Genomic DNA, 15878 nt, shown 5'->3' with positions numbered 1-15878 from the left:
AGCCACGACATGGCCGCACGCATCACCGAGAATCTCGGGATCGACGTTCTCGTCCTCGACATCAACGGTGCCGCGTACACCCTGCATTTGCCAGAACGTGACGTTATCGTCGTCCAACGGACAGTGTCGTGGTTCCGCCAGAACTTTTCGCTAGCCCATGAGCTCGGGCATATCCTCTCGGGACACATGCATCAAGTCGACCGGGGCGGCGAGGAGGAGAAAACCGCCAACGCTTTTGCTGCCGAGCTACTCATGCCCGAGGACGTCGTCAGAGGAGTTGACTGGGCTACGGTGGATTTGTCCACAGTGGCACAGCTGGTGTGGGATCTCGGGATCTCGAATGACGCACTCAGCAACAGGTTAGGTTTTTTGGGCATAACCCCTTGTGGTGGGGTTGAGAACGCGCTGACGGAAAACACGTTCGCATTTCTGCGCCATCACTGGGCAGGCTGTGATGTCAGTCCCGATCCGATTACTCGGCGCCGCGATGCAGCATCAACCAGGATGCTACCTGCTACCTTGCTGTCTGACCTCGAACACGCAGTCGTCACCGGGCGAGCTCCTGCGGAATCCTTGGCATGGGCGATGGATGTTCCTGTTGAGGACCTCGGCCTTGCAGAACCCAATACTGGGCCAAGCGACGAGGATGTGACTGTTCTGCTCCGCGAGTTGCCATGACCACCTTCGTATTTCCCGACAACACGGTCCTCATCAACTTCACCGTGTTGGGCCGTCACGACATTGTCGAATGGTTCACCCTGGGGCAGGGCCGATGGACTGAATCGGTCTGGCAAGAATGCGGTAGAAGTGCCAGATATGAAGGGCTGGCGGAGATGAAAAGTTGGGGTTCCATCTTTGGAGAACCACTCCGGCCTACTCCCGCCGAACTTATCAATGCCGCCAATATTGCTGACGGAATGCGAAAGCCAGGGGAGCGGAGCAATCACCGGAAGCATATGGGAGAGGCTGAGACCATCGCGATTATTGAGAGTAGGTTCTCGAATATTGAGGGCCACGCGGGAAGGTCGATTTTTCTGACTGATGACCATGATGCCGAGGACCGAGCCGCACGGCGAGGGATTAAGGTATTCACGACGGCGGACATTCTTGCCTTCGCTGAAATCAAAGGTCGCATCACCCACGCCCAAGCCAGACAGTACCTAGCCGCATTGCTCAATGATGGGCATGGAGTGGGGCGGAAAGCCAAGGATTACGATGCCCTCGTCAATGACTATAGAAAGCGCTGGCAGGGCGGGTCCTAATCCTGGTGGGGGAAGGCCTTGGTGTGCTGGGGGAGTGCGGGTCGTGCTCCTGTGACGACCGCCCTTCCGATGCGCATGTTGGCGGCTCGTGCAGCCGAGGCGATCGCGTCGCGGGGCCAGTGGGCATCCCGACCCGGTGGATGACGGGTACCCGCTGTTATGAAAGTCACGGTCCTTCTCCATCATGCGGGGGCCTTGTCAAGGTGGGCCTGGTGGGGCATATCGTTTTAGACGATGTCTTTTCAGCGATTCCTGGCGGGCATGGCAGCGGTGATGCTGCTTGTGCCTACTGCCTGCTCTCGGCACGATGATCCGCAGGCACCCGTTGTCGATGACCTCGGGGCGGTCCTCAGCCCCGCTAACTCTCTCATTCGCGAGCCAGCGGCAGCGTCGGCCAATGGGACGCTCAAGAGTACATATGAGTACCTGCGGCTCATGGATGGTCACGAGTTACCTGACGACGACGGCTACGCTCACGATCATCTCGTCGCGGCGTTGCGCCCCTACCTGCTCAAAGGCGGACGCAACCGGCAGACCCACATCACCCAACTCATGGCGGCGTCATCCCTGAAGTCCCTTCACGCGTTGTCCGACAAGGAGAAATCCGAAGTCGACAAGCGCACTCGCCTGCCGAAGGGCTGCATCACGAAGAAGACGGTGAAGACGGACCTACCGATCGCGAGGATGAGGCGGGAGATCGGCCTGTCCAACGCAGGGGTGTGCCTCACACCGTGGAAGGTCACGGTGACCGACTACACGGCATCCTCCGAGGACGCTCGCTGGGCGATGCAGGCGCTGGCCAATGCTGACGTGTTCGTCAACGCTGAGGACGTCGAGAAATCGGGGTGGAAGGCGATCTCGGACGGGTATTTGCGCCATGTCGGCACCTACACCGGCCCGAGTACGACCATCGCGACGGCCTTGTCAGCCGCGACCACCGTTTCCGCATTGCCTCGCTCTGATTTGCAGCGCATCGGCGACAGACTCTCTGGTGCACCATGTCCGCGAAAAGACCTCGGCCCGGCAACGATATACGGTGGAGAACCGGTCAAGGACAAGTGCAGTATCGAATCGGCCTACCTACTGAGGTACTCCGGCAATTGGGCGTGGTGACATGACGATTTCGTGGCAAGGAGTGACCAAGACATTCCCCTCGGGGGATTCTGCGCGTGGAGGCTGCACGATTCATTGCGCCGATGCGACTGTCGAGGCAGGCCAGGCGTGTCTCATCAAGGGAGCATCTGGACAGGGAAAATCGACCATGATGGCGATGATTGGTGGCCTGCTACCCGTTTCCAGCGGGCACATCACCATCACTCACGATGGCGATGACCTGGACCCCAGCGACGCCCGACGTGCTGATCTGGTGGCATACGCGTTCCAATACCCTTTCCTCACGCCGTACCTGACGGTTTTCGAGAATGCTGCGCTCTGTGCCGATCCCGAGGTGGCGAGCCGGCTACTCATGTCCTGCGGCATGGCAGACCTGTCCGATCAGCAGGCCAACACCTTGTCCGGCGGACAGCAGCAGCGTGTGGCTGTGGTTCGGGCGTTGGCGTCCCAACCCGCAGTGCTGCTCGCCGATGAGCCGATGGCATCTCTCGACGACGACAATCGGTTGGCCGTGGAACAACTGCTTCAGAAGTATCTGGACGACGGAGGAACCATCATCATGGCCTCGCACCAACCGACTGACTTGCCACACCTGAGCGTCGAGGTGGAGGCAACACGATGAGCATGTCAGCGCCGCGTCACGCCTGGGTGTCTCTACGACGCTCCAGTCTGCCTCGACAACGCTGGTTCATCGTCATCCTGGCATTGTTGGGGGGATGCGTCTTGGCGATGAACACCATCGTCGCAGGACATGTGCGTGACCAGATCGACGCTGCCGATGTCGGCAAGAGGCTCAACTACGTCGTCGTCGACAGTTCTGGGCGTGGTTCCAACGGTCCGATTGACGCCGCAGCTCGTCAGCAGATCATGGCCATGAACCATGTGGCCGGGTTTTACGAGTGGTCGCAGGCCGGGCTGCTCTGCGATGACGACAATGGTCTGCCGCAGATCGTGTGGGCCACGGCACAGATCCCCGACGTGCCACCGGTCACCGTGGCCTTTGACGGTCGCACAAGGCCGTTGCGGTCCGGGGAGGTCATTGTTCCCGACGCTGTGAATGGCCGTGACCTCAAAGCCTTGTTGGGGACGACGATCAACGTCTCCTATCAGCGCAAGACGAAAGCGTCGGAAGCTGAGGCCGTCCCGACGAAACTCAAGGTTGTTGGCCTTTATGACTCCAGCCGTCCGAACAATGACGGTCCCGACACGGTCTACATCAATGTTGAGGACGCCAAGAAGTGGGAGGCCGCCAACGCAGGGATGTCTCCGCAAGCCTTTGACAAGCAGGGCGTTTCGAGGGCCTATGTCGAGGCAGATTCACGTGCCCACGTCGCGGATGTCCATCGGCAGTTGAGCCAGGCAGGGTTTGCTGCAACCAGTCAGGCCGATGTGGTCGGATATGCCGATCAGATGACCTCTGATACTCAGCGGATGCAGATCGTCCTCATCGTCGTCATCTGCTTGTCGGCGTTGGTGCTTGGCGTGAGTGTTGGTTCGACGATTTCTCGCCAGCGCGGTTCTCAGATTGCTGTGTTCAAGGCGTTCGGCCGTTCCGGAGAGTGGATTCTCGGCTGCCTTGAAATGGAGGCTTTTCTGCTGGGCGTGGTGATGGCGCTGGCCATCGTTGTTGTGGGACTGGTGCTGTGTGGTGCAGCGATGGCATTGACGGCCGCCGGTGTGCACCTGGGGCCGGTGGCGATGACCTTGGTGCCATTGCCCGATGTGCTGAAGCAGGGTGCGTGGTTCCCGCTTCTCCTTGTCGTCGGGGTGCCTCTGGGGTGCCTGCCGCGCACTGTTGCCTCGGTGAGATCACACAAACCCTACGAGCTGTTGCGCTCACAGTGACGTGGAGACGGGGGATGCCCCCGAGTCAGCCGAACTCGGGGGCATCCCTCACCAGGGGCTTCGTCATCACCAGATGGTGACTCGCTTGTCGGGGTCCAGCCACATCTCATCGTCTTCGGTCACACCGAAGGCTTCGTGGAAGGCGTCGATGTTGCGCACGATCTGGTTGCAGCGGAACTCGCTGGGGGAGTGCGGGTCGGTGGCGATCCGGCGACGGACAGCCTCGTCGCGCAGAACCCCGCGCCAGATCGAGGCGTAGGACAGGAAGAACCTCTGCTGCCAGGTCAGGCCGTCGATGGGTTCTGGCTCATTTCCGTCGAAGGAAATCTGAAGGGCCTTGAAGGCGATGCCGGCACCGCCAAGGTCACCGATGTTCTCACCGATGGTCAACTCGCCGTTGACGTGGGGGCCGTCGGGGCCCAGCTGCTTGGGCACCAACTCGTTGTACTGGTCGACCAGACCCTTGGTGCGCTCCTCGAAGGCGGCGCGATCCTCGGCAGTCCACCAGTCACGCAGCAGACCCTTGCCGTCGCAGGTCGAGCCCTGGTCGTCGAAGCCGTGACCGATCTCGTGACCAATGACAGAGCCGATACCGCCGTAGTTGACGGCGTCGTCGACGTCCGGATGGAAGAACGGCGGCTGCAGGATCGCCGCAGGGAAGACGATCTCGTTGCGCAGCGGGTGGTAGTAGGCGTTGACCGTCTGGGGGAACATCATCCACTCGTCGGGGTCGACCGGCTTGCCGAGTTTCTCGATGGTGTGGTCCACGACGAAGGAGACGACATCCTGAACGGCGTCGACAAGGTTGCCCGGGCCGACCTGCAGGCCGGAGAAGTCACGCCAGGAATCCGGGTAGCCGATCTTGGGTCGGAAGTTCGCCAGCTTTTCCAGAGCCTCCTTGCGGGTGTCCTCACCCATCCAGTCCAGCTGGCTGATGGACTCCCGGTAGGCGGCCAGGATGTTGGTGACGAGCTCGTCCATTCGCTGTTTGGAGGCCGGCGGGAAGTGACGGGCAACGTACATCTTGCCGATCGCCTCTCCCATGGCCGACTGCACGAAATCGACAGCCCGCTTCCAGCGCGGACGCAGGGCCGGGGTGCCGTTGAGAGTGCGGCCGTAGAAATCGAAGTCGCGCTCGACGAAGTCGGAGCTGAGGACCTCCGAGTAGGAGCGAATGACCTGCCACGTGGCCCAGGTGCGCCATTGGTCGATGCGCTCGTCGGTGAGGAGGGTCTCTACGCCGTCGAAGAAGGACGGCTCAGCGTTGATGAGGTTCGTGACGACCGTCATCGGCATGTCGGCGGTGCTGCGCCAGACCTCCAGGTGCAGGCCGGGGTGAGCCTCGTCGAACTCGGCGAAGGTGGTCGGGTTGTAGGAGGCCTGCAAGTCACGGCAGCGGACGCGGTCCCAGTGGTGGGAGGCGATCTGGGTCTCCAAGTCCATGACGGTGCGGGCAGCTTGCTCGGCGTCAGGGAAGCCGGCCAGCTCGAAGGACGCCTGGATGTGACGCAGGTAGGCGTCGCGAATCTCGGCCTTGTCCTCGTCGCGGTAGTAGGCCTCGTCAGGCAGACCGATCCCGGCCTGGGCGATCCACATCACCTCGCGGGTGGGGTCGCCGGGGTCGGACTCGGCGCCAGCGTCGAACAGTCCCGTGATGCCCCGCCGTTCGGCCTTGCCGAGGAAGGTCACCAGGTCGACGACGCTGGAGATGGCGTCGATCTCAGCAAAGAGAGGACGCAGCGGCTCAGCCCCGGCCTTCTCGACGGCGTCGACGTCCATATAGCGGCGGTAGAGCTCGACGGCGACCTCCACCTCGTGCTCGGTCGCCTTGTCGCGGATGTCCTCGCCCTTGCCGTCCACCAAGTCCTCAAGGATGTGGTGGACGGCCTCGCGAGACTCGTCGTCGAGCTGGTAGAACGGGCCGTCACCGGCGCGGTCGTCGGGAATGACTGCCTGGTCGATCCAGGTGCCGTTGACATGTCGGTAGAAGTCCTGACCGGCGGCAATGCTCGGGTCGAGGTCACTGAACAGTGAGATTGACGTCATGATCCCACAATAGCGGGGGCCATGACGTCATGACCTTTTCTGTATGAGGCGGCATCGCGGTGCCTTCGTGGTGGTGTGGGGGTCGCAGGCGTCTCCGATACTGTCGTGGTCGATTCCACTGCCTTGCCTTGCTCCTCTGTGGAAGCGTTCCGGCGAGGAAACGGGGCAACACGAGCGTGACATGTCGGCGTTGATCCGCAATCCCGCGACGGAACCAAGAACCTATCTTCGATGCGGCTGGTATTCCGACGTCCACGCCTTCCGGCATGGACACGGCAGCGGGACAGCGCCGGAATCCCACCGGCGTCCCCAGGCCACCTGGGCATCAATCCCCACCACGTCATATGAATATACGCTCTAATCACAACAGCGCCGTGCAATACCCACACCCGTCAAAACTCAAAGAAAAACACGAAATTTATCGCGCCGGCTACAAAATACCATGCTATAGTAGATATAAATAGGGTGATGGTTGCGATGACACCCATCTCGACACGGAAATATTTATCGCCCCTCCAAGCCACACTTGCCGCACCAAGAATCCAACCTGCCAACAAGAACACCACAGCCGCAACAGAAATGTAGACGATCTCCTCCTTGGCTTCCGGAAAGCCTTCAAAGCCTTCACAATAATCAGTTTTGCAACACAGAATCACGCCGCAAAGCATTGCCATGACAGCGGTAATAGCTTTGACTCTGAGTTTATAGTGCGTTCCATGGTATCGAGATATTGCAGCCTTTTGCCATAGTCCAGTGAGCCATCCAGTCGCTGGGAATATCAGCGACGTGACCAAGACATACTTCTTCCCGCCCAAGGCGGCAATAAGCTCTAATTGATCCCATGAAAATATTCGACTTGCAAGAATTATCAATGCCCAAAGTGCTCCGACAATGGCGCCAATGACGAGGCCATCAGTAGGCGCGCGGCGGTATTGCTCTTCGGTTGTGCTGTCGTGGGTGGTCATCGCGGTGCCTTCGTGGTGGCGTGGGGGTTGCGGGTGTGTCCTGTGTCATCGTGGGTGGCCTTGAGGGGGAAGGTGAGAGTGTCACTGGTGTCATTGTCATCAGTGACACGAAGGTGGGCTCGATGTGTGCCCAGCACTCGCCTATGCCTCGTCGTCGTTTGTATGGTCACGTCTCGCTCCTTCGTGAAAAGCGTTCCGGTGAGGAAATGGGGTAACACGGGCGCGGCACGTCGGTGTTGATCCGCAATCCACGACGGAACCACAAACCTCACCCTGATGTGGCTGGTATTCCGACTTCCACGTCTTGCGGCATGGTCACGGTTGCGGGACAGTGCCGGAGTCCCACCGGCTTCCCTAGGCCACCTGGGCATTAATTCTCCATCACGTTATATTAATATTACGCTCTAATCGCAACAGTGTTGTGCAATACCCACACTCATCAAAACTCAAAGAAAAACATCATATCTATCGTGCCGGCTACAAAAACCCATGCTATAGTAGATGTAAATAGGGTGATGGTTGCGATGACACTCATTTCGACACGAAAATACTTATCGCCCCTCCAGGCTACACTTGCCGCACCAAGAATCCAACCTGCCAACAAGAACACCACAGCCGCAACAGAAATCCAGATGATCTCCTCCTTGACTTCCCCAAAGTCTTCAAAATAAATAGTTTTGCAACACAGGATCACGCCGCAAAGCATTGCCATGACAGCGGTGATAGCTTTGACTCTGAGTTTATAGTGCGCCCCGTGGTATCGAGATATTGCAGCCTTTTGCCATAGTCCAGTGAGCCACCCGATCGCTGGGAATATCAGCGACGTGACCAAGACATACTTCTTCCCGCCCAAGGCGGCAATGAACTCTTCGTTCTCCCATGAAAATATTCGACCTACAAGAATTATCAATGCCCAAAGTACTCCGACAATGGCGCCAATGACGAGGCCATCAGTAGGCGCGCGGCGGTATTGCTCTTCGGTTGTGCTGTCGTGGGTGGTCATCGCGGTGCCTTCGTGGTGGTGTCGGGGTTGTAGGTGTCTGCGAAACCATCATCAGTCAGGCTGGATTGACCGTGATTAGCCGTCGTGGGGCACGTATGTCGAGTACCAGGGATATCCTCACTGCGCCGAACAACCTCGAGAGGGAACGTGAGAGTGTCACTGGCGCCACTGTCGTCAGTAATACGAAGGCGAGCATGATATTTGCCCAATCGGGTGAGAGTGCGGTTAATCTCAGGTGTGCGGGTGGTGGTTTCGTAGTGGCCGTCGCCATCCAGGTCCCATTGCCAGCGCCGGATATGGCCGAAAGCCGTGTACGACGATGAAGCGTCTAACGTTAACCGACTGCCCTGGCTGACCCGGCTTTGACCCACCACGGCAGCACGCATCCGCACCCCCGGCACTGCAGCCAATTGCGCAACGCTCTCTGGCAGGCTTTCCACACTCCTGGCCTTCCTGAAGAGGAGCGCATTATGGACCATCCCAGCAATCTGTTCATGACCAATCACATTCGGATGATAAAAATTCGGCTTATACTCGTCGCTAGGCGGTACTTGATCTGCGTGGGTTTTCCCGTCGTCTCCGAGTCTTCCTGCCGTTTCGAAAAGGCCGTTAATCCATCGGTAGTCATTCTGCAGGCCGATGGAGCCGATGGAGGCGATGGATGGGCGGGGTTCGTGGGTATTGAAGAGTGTGGTAGTGGGGGCGTAGATCACTTTCAGGGCGTGGGTCTTATTCCAGGCTTTGATCGTGGCGGCCTGGCGGGCAGTGAACTCGTCCTCGGCGGCGCGTACCCGAGTGGAAGGTAAGTCACTGCCCGGAGTGTCACGGTTTGCGGAAATGAGGTAGGGGTATCCAATCAGTATGACGCGTGTATCAGCGGGATCGGCTAATCGATTTTGAACATGCGACAGCAGCGTCGTGGTGTTCTTCATTGTGGCATCAATTTTCTTGCGCGCCGCATCAACCGAGTCACCACAATGGTTTGCCGAATGGGCTGCTTCCAAGAAACAGTTTTCGACGACGTTGCTGAAATCTAGGTCATTGCCTCCAGCGGTCATGAGAACCACGCTCGTGTGAGGATCCATGGTATCGGCTTGGCCGACAATATTGTGATCTCCGGTAGCAATTCGCGCGCCACTCCAAGCCCGCACATCCGTCTGAAACGTGGTGTCAGCCTGAAACTCCCGATTCAAGTTCCGCATGAGCACAAACCCATAGTTTTTAGGGCTGCGATACGACCCGTCAGCCGGATACCCATCTTTCAACGTGCCGTTACCTGCCGAGTAGGAGTCCCCGAGCACAGTCATCTTCATCAACCGGCGAGGCGGCGTCCACGCCCCGCCGTCAACCGAGACCGGGCCAGCCGGATACGCCCCAATATTGTCGAAGGACTGAAGCCCCAACAACGCCGGAACCGCCTGGACTGTCGCCATCATTGTCCAAGCAGGGGTAACCACAGCACCCGGGAATGACCCGTTCTCCTTCTGCTGCTTGGCAAGCCACGCCTGACCCTTGACCGCCTGATCCTGGTGGCCCGCATCACCAGCCCGATATAGCCCTGGGGCCACACGCGTGGTCGCCCGCACATTCCCCTCACCTGAAAAAGTCCAAGCATCACCCACCTTGGCGGCATCCAACCGTGCCATAAGACTGGCCTTGGCGGCCGCCAACGTTTTCTGCTGATCCGACGTGGCCACCACATGAGACAACGCGGTCAACATGACCCCATCAGTACTAACACGCCCTGCGACATACTCCGGCAGCCCATGAAAGGCATAATCGATCACCGACTTAAACAAGTCGTATGGGATCGGCTTACCCAACCGCTCAAACGCAATCATGTCCAACGCCTGATGCATCGGATGTTCTTTGAACTCAGTCGCCGAGGTCACTGGATTGGCATAGTCGAACCCGCCATAGGTCGTCGACTCGCCAGCCGCCAACAAGGTGATCGTCAGCTTCGCACACGCACCCACCTTCACATCGGTGCAATACGTCGGGCCCTTGGCCTTGATGTCATCCTTGACCTTGGCCAACGTTGGAGAATCAGTCTTACCAGCAGAAATCAACGCCAGAGCCCCATCCAACTCCAGACCCAAATCACCCTTCGTCAGGTCACCACTGTGACTATCGATGTAACCAGCCGCCTTCTGGGCCTCACTGGTATAGGTGCCAGGTCCACCCGCCTGAGCCGAAACCGGGGCCCCCATCGCGCCAGCCGCCACCGCAATCGCCACCAGCGAGCCCACCACTCGCCTATGCCTCGTCGTCGTTTGTATGGTCATGTCTCGCTCCTTCGCGGAAACGTTCCGGCGAGGAAACAGAGCAACACAGGCGTGACACGTCGGCATCAATCCGCAATCCACGACGGAACAAACAACCAAACCCCGATGCGGCTGGTATTCCGACTCCCACACCTTGCGGCATGGATACGGTTGCGGGACAGCGCCGGAATCCCACCGGCTTCCCCAGACCACCCAGGCATCAACCCATCAACCAAGCTGACAGCGAACACACTACTCCAGACGCACTGGAATGATGAGTCGGCTCCTATGTCTCGGCCGTTGGGGATTCACGAGGGTGCGACAACGCCAAGGTCTATGGCAGTAGCCAGATGCAACGCGTCCAGTGAGCGCAGGTTCTGGCCGACGAGGAGCCCTGCATGCCTGAACTGCGCTAGTTCGATGAGATACAGGGACACCTTCGTGAACGGTCGATCTCGTCAATCAAGACAGCTGATTCACTCTCTGCGACCATGAGCTTGGCGGCAGCAGAGGTCTCGAGATATCAGCGGATCATCGTCCGTTGCGCAGATCATCGAGAACGTCCCCGGTCAGTGCGCAGCCCTAGACCTGCCAGGTGTCGTTTCCGGCCAGCAAGGTGGCCAGTGCGGCGTCGCGGGACTCCTGGTCGGTGGTGTCCCCGGCAGCCAGCTTGACCTGGGCGCGAGCCTGGTCGTCATAGGTGGGACGCTCGACGTCACGGAAGATACCAACCGGCGTCTGGTTGACGACGAAGCCGTCATCCAAGTGAGCCAGCTCGAAGGCCAGCGACGGGTCAGCCCGGTGGGAGTCGTGGACGAGCACGTGGTCCATACCCACCTCGGCGACGTCAGCTACCGTCAGCTCGCCACTGACCGGGTCGCGGACCACACCGCGAGAACCATCGGCCCCGAGGAGCACCGGCTCGCCGTCAACCAGACGGATGAGATGCTCGTTGGCCTCAGGCCCCTTGTAGTCGTCGAAGGCCCCGTCATTGAAGATCGGGCAGTTCTGGTACATCTCGACAAACGACGTGCCGCGGTGCTTGGCGGCCGCAGTGAGCACCTGGGCCAGATGCTTGCGGTCGGAGTCGACGGCGCGGGCCACGAAGGAGCATCCGGCACCCAGCGCCACGGCCAGCGGGTTGAACGGGGCATCGATCGAGCCCATCGGGGAAGACTTGGTGACCTTCCCAGCCTCCGAGGTGGGGGAGTACTGGCCCTTCGTCAGGCCGTAGATCCGGTTGTTGAACATGAGGATCGTCAGATTGACGTTGCGTCGCATGGCATGGATGAGGTGGTTTCCGCCGATGGACAGGGCATCGCCGTCACCAGTGATGACGAAGACGGCCAGATCCGGGCGCGACACCGCCACTCCCGTCGCGATGGCCGGGGCACGGCCGTGGATGGAGTGCATGCCGTAGGTGTTCATGTAGTACGGGAAACGCGAGGAACAGCCAATGCCGGAGATGACCACGGCGTTCTCCTTGGCGATGCCAAGATCAGGCAGCACCCCCTGGAAGGTCGACAGGATCGCGTAGTCGCCGCAGCCGGGGCACCAACGGACCTCCTGATCGGAGGCGAAGTCACGACGTTTCAGCGGCTCGATCGCCAGGGGCACACCGGCAAGTCCGGCGGGACGATCCTCGGTGGTGATGTCAGTCATCTCAGGCCTCCTTGGTCTCGTCGTTGCAGTACTGGCACAGTTCCTCGCACAAATCCACAGGGGAGATCGGCAGTCCGCGCACTCGCGAAATCGTGTGCACGTCAACGAGGTATGTCGAGCGCAGCAGCATGGCGAACTGGCCGGTGTTCATCTCGGGGACGACGACATGGCGGTAGCGGCGCAGCACGTCGCCCAGATCCTCGGGCAGCGGGTTGAGGTGACGCACGTGGGCCTGGGCGATGGACAGGCCGCGAGCACGAACCCGACGCACCGCAGCGGTGATCGGGCCGTAGGTGGACCCCCACCCCAACACCAGAACCTCGGCGTCGCCGGAAGGATCATCAACGATGGTCGGGGGGATCGTCTTGGCGATGCCCTTCACCTTGGCCGCGCGGGTGGCGACCATGTCCTCGTGGTTCGCGGGGTCGTAGGAGATGGCTCCGGTGCGGGCCGACTTCTCCAGACCGCCGATGCGATGCTCCAGACCCTTGGTGCCGGGCAGAGCCCACGGACGAGCCAGAGTCTCCGGATCGCGCAGGTACGGCATGAACCGCGGCGAGCCGTCGGCGGCGGTGGCGTTGGGCTCGGTAGCAAAGTTCGGGTCAATGCGCGGAATCTCGTCGAGGTCTGGAACCTTCCACGGCTCCGCACCATTGCCGAGGTAGCCGTCGGACAACATGATGACCGGGGTGCGGTAGGTCACGGCAATTCGGCAGGCTTCCAGGGCGGTGTCGAAGCAGTCCGACGGGGACTTGGCCGCGAGCACCGGGACAGGCGACTCGCCGTTGCGACCGAACAATGCCTGCAACAGATCGGCCTGCTCGGGTTTGGTCGGCATACCGGTGGACGGGCCAGCACGCTGCACGTCGACAACAACGAGCGGCAACTCGGTCATGACGGCCAGGCCGATGGCCTCGGCCTTGAGGCTCATGCCAGGCCCCGACGTCGTCGTCACACCCAGGGAACCAGAGAAGGATGCGCCGATGGCGGAGCTGACCCCGGCGATCTCGTCCTCGGCCTGGAAGGTGATGACGTTGTGGGCCTTGCGTTTGGACAACTCGTGGAGGATGTCGGAGGCCGGGGTGATCGGATAGGAGCCCAGGAACAGCTGCAACCCGGCCCGGTTGGCGCCGGTGATGAGGCCGTAGGCGGTGGCGAGGTTGCCGGTGATCTGACGGTAGGTGCCCTTGGGCATCGGTGCCGGTGCCACCTCGTAGCGGACCCGGAACAGCTCGCAGGTCTCGCCGTAGGCGTGCCCGGCCTTGAGAGCGGCGATGTTGGCGTCGCGAATTTCTGGCTTGGACGCGAATTTGCTGGCCAGGAACTTCTCGGAGGGGCTCAGCGGGCGTCCGTACAGCCAGGTCAACAGGCCCAGGGCGAACATGTTCTTGGCTCGCTCGGAGTTCTTGCGACCCAGGTCGAAGGGTTCGACGGCGGCCACGGCCAAACCTGTGAGGTCCAGTTCGACGACCTGGTAGGACTCCAGGGTGCCGTCGTTGCGCGGATCCTCGTCATAGCCGACCCTCTTGAGGTTCTTCGTCGTGAACTCGGCCGAGTCGAGGATGAGCAGGCCGCCGCGGCGAAGATCGCGCAGGTTGGCGGCCAGGGCAGCCGGGTTCATGGCGACCAGCACGTCAGGCTGGTCTCCTGGGGTGGCGATGTCGTAATTGGCGAAATGCACCTGGAAGCTCGAGACGCCGGGGATGGTGCCTTGGGGGGCACGAATCTCGGCGGGGAAGTTCGGCAGGGTCGAGACGTCATTGCCATGAATGGCGGACTCGGCGGTGAAGCGGTCACCGGTCAACTGCATGCCGTCGCCGGAGTCGCCGGCGAATCGAATGACGACTCGGTCGAGGGACTCGACCTCTCGCTCGTCAGTGGTGTGATGTGCCGTGTCGCTGGAAGGCACTCTGACCTCTTTTCTCGTCGCGGAACTCCGCTGGGGACGTGTCACGTGGACCGCGATGCGCGTCCGGAAGCTTCGGAACCGGCTTCTAACGCTACCATCGCCCAACTGAGGATCGAATGCGCTCATCGACGTTGGCCCTCGTCTCGGGTTGAGCGCCTGTCCACTCCGCTGATCTGGCTCGATGCCACAGCCGGTAGGATGGCCCGGTGAAGTTGGGGGTGAGCTGTCGTCGAAGAATCCGCATCACGTGGTTTGCCTACCTGTATGCATGGCGGTCCCGGGCGGTCCTGGAGGGTCTGGTCGGGACGACTCTCATCACGGCCGGGTCCCTCACCCCGGCCTACCTGCCACTGAACTCACCGTGGTGGTCCCGCCTCGATGAAGCTGGGCTGCGTGGCCCGACCTGGCGCATCGTCGGAACCCTGCTCGTCCTCGTGGGCGTCGGTCTGGTGGTGGATTCCTGGCTTCGGTTGCGTCCCGGTCGAGGACCCAGCGACCATGCCGCCGAGCCGCGTGGCAGACATTTGCGTCGCCATGGCAAGCCTCGTCCGGGGATTCGAGCCGGGCTGCACCCGTGGGCCGTCCTCGGCGTGTGGGGTCTGCCCTTTCTGCTTGCCCCGCCCATCTTCAGCCACGACGCCTACTCCTACGCTGCCCAAGGGTGGCTGCTGGAGAACGGCATCAGTCCTTACGAGGGTTACCCAGGTCTGCTGCCGGGTGCTTTTGCCGACCAGGTGGCCCAGGAATGGCGATACACCAAGACCCCGTACGGTCCGCTGGCACTGGCCGTGCAGCACCTGATCGTCCACCTCACCGGCGACAATCCCTACTGGTCTGCGGTGTTCATGCGGGTCCCAGCCCTTCTCGGCGTCATCGCCCTTGGCCTGTTGATGTCGCGGGTGGCGCGCAGGATCGGTCGTGATCCGCACTTTGCTGCCTGGTTCTCCACCCTCAACCCGATCCTCGTCGTCGATTTCATCGGAGGGGCCCACAATGACTCCCTCATGATGGGGCTGGTCATCATCGGGCTGTGGCTGGCGTGCATGACGAGCTGGTCGTGGCTGATTGGAGCCGTCCTCGTCGGAGCGGCGGCGGCCGTCAAGCAGCCGGCCTTCATGGTCGCTGTGGCATTGCCATTCATCGCTCATCCCATGGAGTCCTGGCGTCCCCGCGACCTCTTCCCAGCTCTGGGACGAGCGGTGGGGTCGCTCGGGATCTCGGTGGCGGTGTTCGCGGGTATCTCGTGGGCTTCAGGTCTGGGGTTTGGCTGGTATCACGCCGTCGATGTTCCCGGCATGGTGCTGACGGTCTCGCCGTTCACCCTCGTCGGCCTGGGGGTGCGCATGATTCTGGGGGTCTTCGGGGCTCACCAGGCAGCGGCTGCCGTCATTCCCATTGCGCAGGCGATTGGCGTGCTGGTGGGGGGCGTGCTCCTGGTCGTCCTGGCCATCCGCCTGCTGCCACGCAAACCGCTGTCCTTCCTGGCACTGGGATTCCTCGTCGTCGCACTGTGCGCACCCGCCCTGCACTCCTGGTACGTGCTCTGGGGGGCGCTGTTGCTGCCCTTGATCGACGACGCTGCCCGGTATGTGCGTCCGGCGGTGTGGACCACCGTCATCCTGTTGTCCTTCGACGCGGTCAACCTGTCGTGGCGCAACAGTGCGGTCGCCCTGGGGGTCGCCCTCGTGCTCGTGCTGGCAGCCCGGCTGGTCTGGCATGAACGCAGTCTGGGGCAGGGGTGGACGCACAAGGATGTCCACGTTCCACATCGACACACAGCCCACGAGGAGTTGTGACCGATATCCTACT

The 15878-nt window shown here is 61.0% G+C and carries 12 protein-coding genes and 3 riboswitches; of the genes, 6 read left to right on the top strand and 6 right to left on the bottom strand.

The window, feature by feature from the left end; all coding sequences use genetic code 11:
• The first annotated feature begins 9 nt into the window (after positions 1–9).
• From O6R08_RS08775 to O6R08_RS08755, 5 genes are all read left to right on the top strand, one after another.
• Complete coding sequence (locus O6R08_RS08775; protein ID WP_271417780.1) at positions 10–678, top strand: ImmA/IrrE family metallo-endopeptidase; 669 nt, start codon at positions 10–12, stop codon at positions 676–678.
• Positions 675–1262, top strand: a complete 588-nt coding sequence (locus O6R08_RS08770) for a hypothetical protein (RefSeq protein ID WP_271417779.1) — start codon at positions 675–677, stop codon at positions 1260–1262. Before O6R08_RS08775 ends, O6R08_RS08770 begins: the two co-directional genes overlap by 4 nt.
• A 234-nt stretch (positions 1263–1496) precedes the next feature.
• Positions 1497–2375 carry a hypothetical protein gene (locus O6R08_RS08765; protein ID WP_271417778.1) on the top strand — a complete coding sequence of 293 codons (879 nt, stop codon included), beginning with the start codon at positions 1497–1499 and terminating at the stop codon, positions 2373–2375.
• A gap of 1 nt (position 2376) precedes the next feature.
• The gene (locus O6R08_RS08760; RefSeq protein ID WP_271417777.1) at positions 2377–2997 is read left to right on the top strand and encodes an ATP-binding cassette domain-containing protein; all 621 of its coding nucleotides are present in this window, start codon (positions 2377–2379) and stop codon (positions 2995–2997) included.
• Positions 2994–4220, top strand: coding sequence for an ABC transporter permease family protein (locus tag O6R08_RS08755; RefSeq protein WP_271417776.1), 1227 nt, complete (start codon positions 2994–2996; stop codon positions 4218–4220). The genes O6R08_RS08760 and O6R08_RS08755 overlap by 4 nt, the downstream gene beginning before the upstream one ends.
• A 66-nt stretch (positions 4221–4286) precedes the next feature.
• Here the strand turns inward: O6R08_RS08755 and O6R08_RS08750 are convergent, their stop codons facing one another.
• The 6 genes from O6R08_RS08750 to O6R08_RS08725 form a co-directional block, all read right to left on the bottom strand.
• The gene (locus O6R08_RS08750; RefSeq protein WP_271417775.1) at positions 4287–6266 is read right to left on the bottom strand and encodes a M13 family metallopeptidase; all 1980 of its coding nucleotides are present in this window, start codon (positions 6264–6266) and stop codon (positions 4287–4289) included.
• Positions 6267–6484: 218 nt separating this feature from the next.
• A riboswitch (cobalamin riboswitch) is annotated at positions 6485–6621 on the bottom strand.
• 37 nt (positions 6622–6658) lie between these two features.
• Positions 6659–7231, bottom strand: coding sequence for a hypothetical protein (locus O6R08_RS08745; protein ID WP_271417774.1), 573 nt, complete (start codon positions 7229–7231; stop codon positions 6659–6661).
• Positions 7232–7494: 263 nt separating this feature from the next.
• A riboswitch (cobalamin riboswitch) is annotated at positions 7495–7610 on the bottom strand.
• A 60-nt stretch (positions 7611–7670) separates the two neighbouring features.
• Positions 7671–8234 carry a hypothetical protein gene (locus O6R08_RS08740; protein ID WP_271417773.1) on the bottom strand — a complete coding sequence of 188 codons (564 nt, stop codon included), beginning with the start codon at positions 8232–8234 and terminating at the stop codon, positions 7671–7673.
• A complete protein-coding gene (locus O6R08_RS08735) occupies positions 8231–10444 on the bottom strand; it encodes a PKD domain-containing protein (RefSeq protein WP_271419334.1) in 2214 nt (737 codons plus the stop codon). Before O6R08_RS08735 ends, O6R08_RS08740 begins: the two co-directional genes overlap by 4 nt.
• Positions 10445–10611: 167 nt before the next feature.
• Positions 10612–10727: riboswitch (cobalamin riboswitch) on the bottom strand.
• Between the two features lie 353 nt (positions 10728–11080).
• The gene (locus O6R08_RS08730) at positions 11081–12160 is read right to left on the bottom strand and encodes a 2-oxoacid:ferredoxin oxidoreductase subunit beta (protein ID WP_271417772.1); all 1080 of its coding nucleotides are present in this window, start codon (positions 12158–12160) and stop codon (positions 11081–11083) included.
• A 1-nt stretch (position 12161) separates the two neighbouring features.
• Positions 12162–14114 (bottom strand): 2-oxoacid:acceptor oxidoreductase subunit alpha, encoded by a 1953-nt coding sequence (locus tag O6R08_RS08725; protein ID WP_271417771.1) that lies wholly within the window; start codon positions 14112–14114, stop codon positions 12162–12164.
• A gap of 167 nt (positions 14115–14281) precedes the next feature.
• Here O6R08_RS08725 and mptB point away from each other — a divergent pair, with 167 nt between their 5' ends.
• Positions 14282–15865, top strand: coding sequence for a polyprenol phosphomannose-dependent alpha 1,6 mannosyltransferase MptB (mptB, locus tag O6R08_RS08720; protein ID WP_408640158.1), 1584 nt, complete (start codon positions 14282–14284; stop codon positions 15863–15865).
• The last annotated feature ends 13 nt before the right edge of the window (positions 15866–15878 follow it).

Origin of the sequence: Cutibacterium equinum, assembly GCF_028021195.1 — a bacterium.
Taxonomy (GTDB): Bacteria; Actinomycetota; Actinomycetes; order Propionibacteriales; family Propionibacteriaceae; genus Cutibacterium; species Cutibacterium equinum.
The sequence above is the reverse complement of the archived record's forward strand: the minus strand, read 5'-3'. Positions and strand labels throughout refer to the sequence as shown.

Excerpts from the sequence above, each read along its gene's own strand:
- O6R08_RS08750 (WP_271417775.1), bottom strand. The coding sequence starts at position 6,266 with ATGACGTCAATCTCACTGTTCAGTGACCTCGACCCGAGCATTGCCGCC.
- O6R08_RS08730 (WP_271417772.1), bottom strand. The coding sequence starts at position 12,160 with ATGACTGACATCACCACCGAGGATCGTCCCGCCGGACTTGCCGGTGTG.
- O6R08_RS08735 (WP_271419334.1), bottom strand. The coding sequence starts at position 10,444 with ATGGGGGCCCCGGTTTCGGCTCAGGCGGGTGGACCTGGCACCTATACC.
- O6R08_RS08740 (WP_271417773.1), bottom strand. The coding sequence starts at position 8,234 with ATGACCACCCACGACAGCACAACCGAAGAGCAATACCGCCGCGCGCCT.
- O6R08_RS08745 (WP_271417774.1), bottom strand. The coding sequence starts at position 7,231 with ATGACCACCCACGACAGCACAACCGAAGAGCAATACCGCCGCGCGCCT.
- O6R08_RS08755 (WP_271417776.1), top strand. The coding sequence starts at position 2,994 with ATGAGCATGTCAGCGCCGCGTCACGCCTGGGTGTCTCTACGACGCTCC.
- O6R08_RS08760 (WP_271417777.1), top strand. The coding sequence starts at position 2,377 with ATGACGATTTCGTGGCAAGGAGTGACCAAGACATTCCCCTCGGGGGAT.
- O6R08_RS08770 (WP_271417779.1), top strand. The coding sequence starts at position 675 with ATGACCACCTTCGTATTTCCCGACAACACGGTCCTCATCAACTTCACC.
- O6R08_RS08765 (WP_271417778.1), top strand. The coding sequence starts at position 1,497 with ATGTCTTTTCAGCGATTCCTGGCGGGCATGGCAGCGGTGATGCTGCTT.
- O6R08_RS08775 (WP_271417780.1), top strand. The coding sequence starts at position 10 with ATGGCCGCACGCATCACCGAGAATCTCGGGATCGACGTTCTCGTCCTC.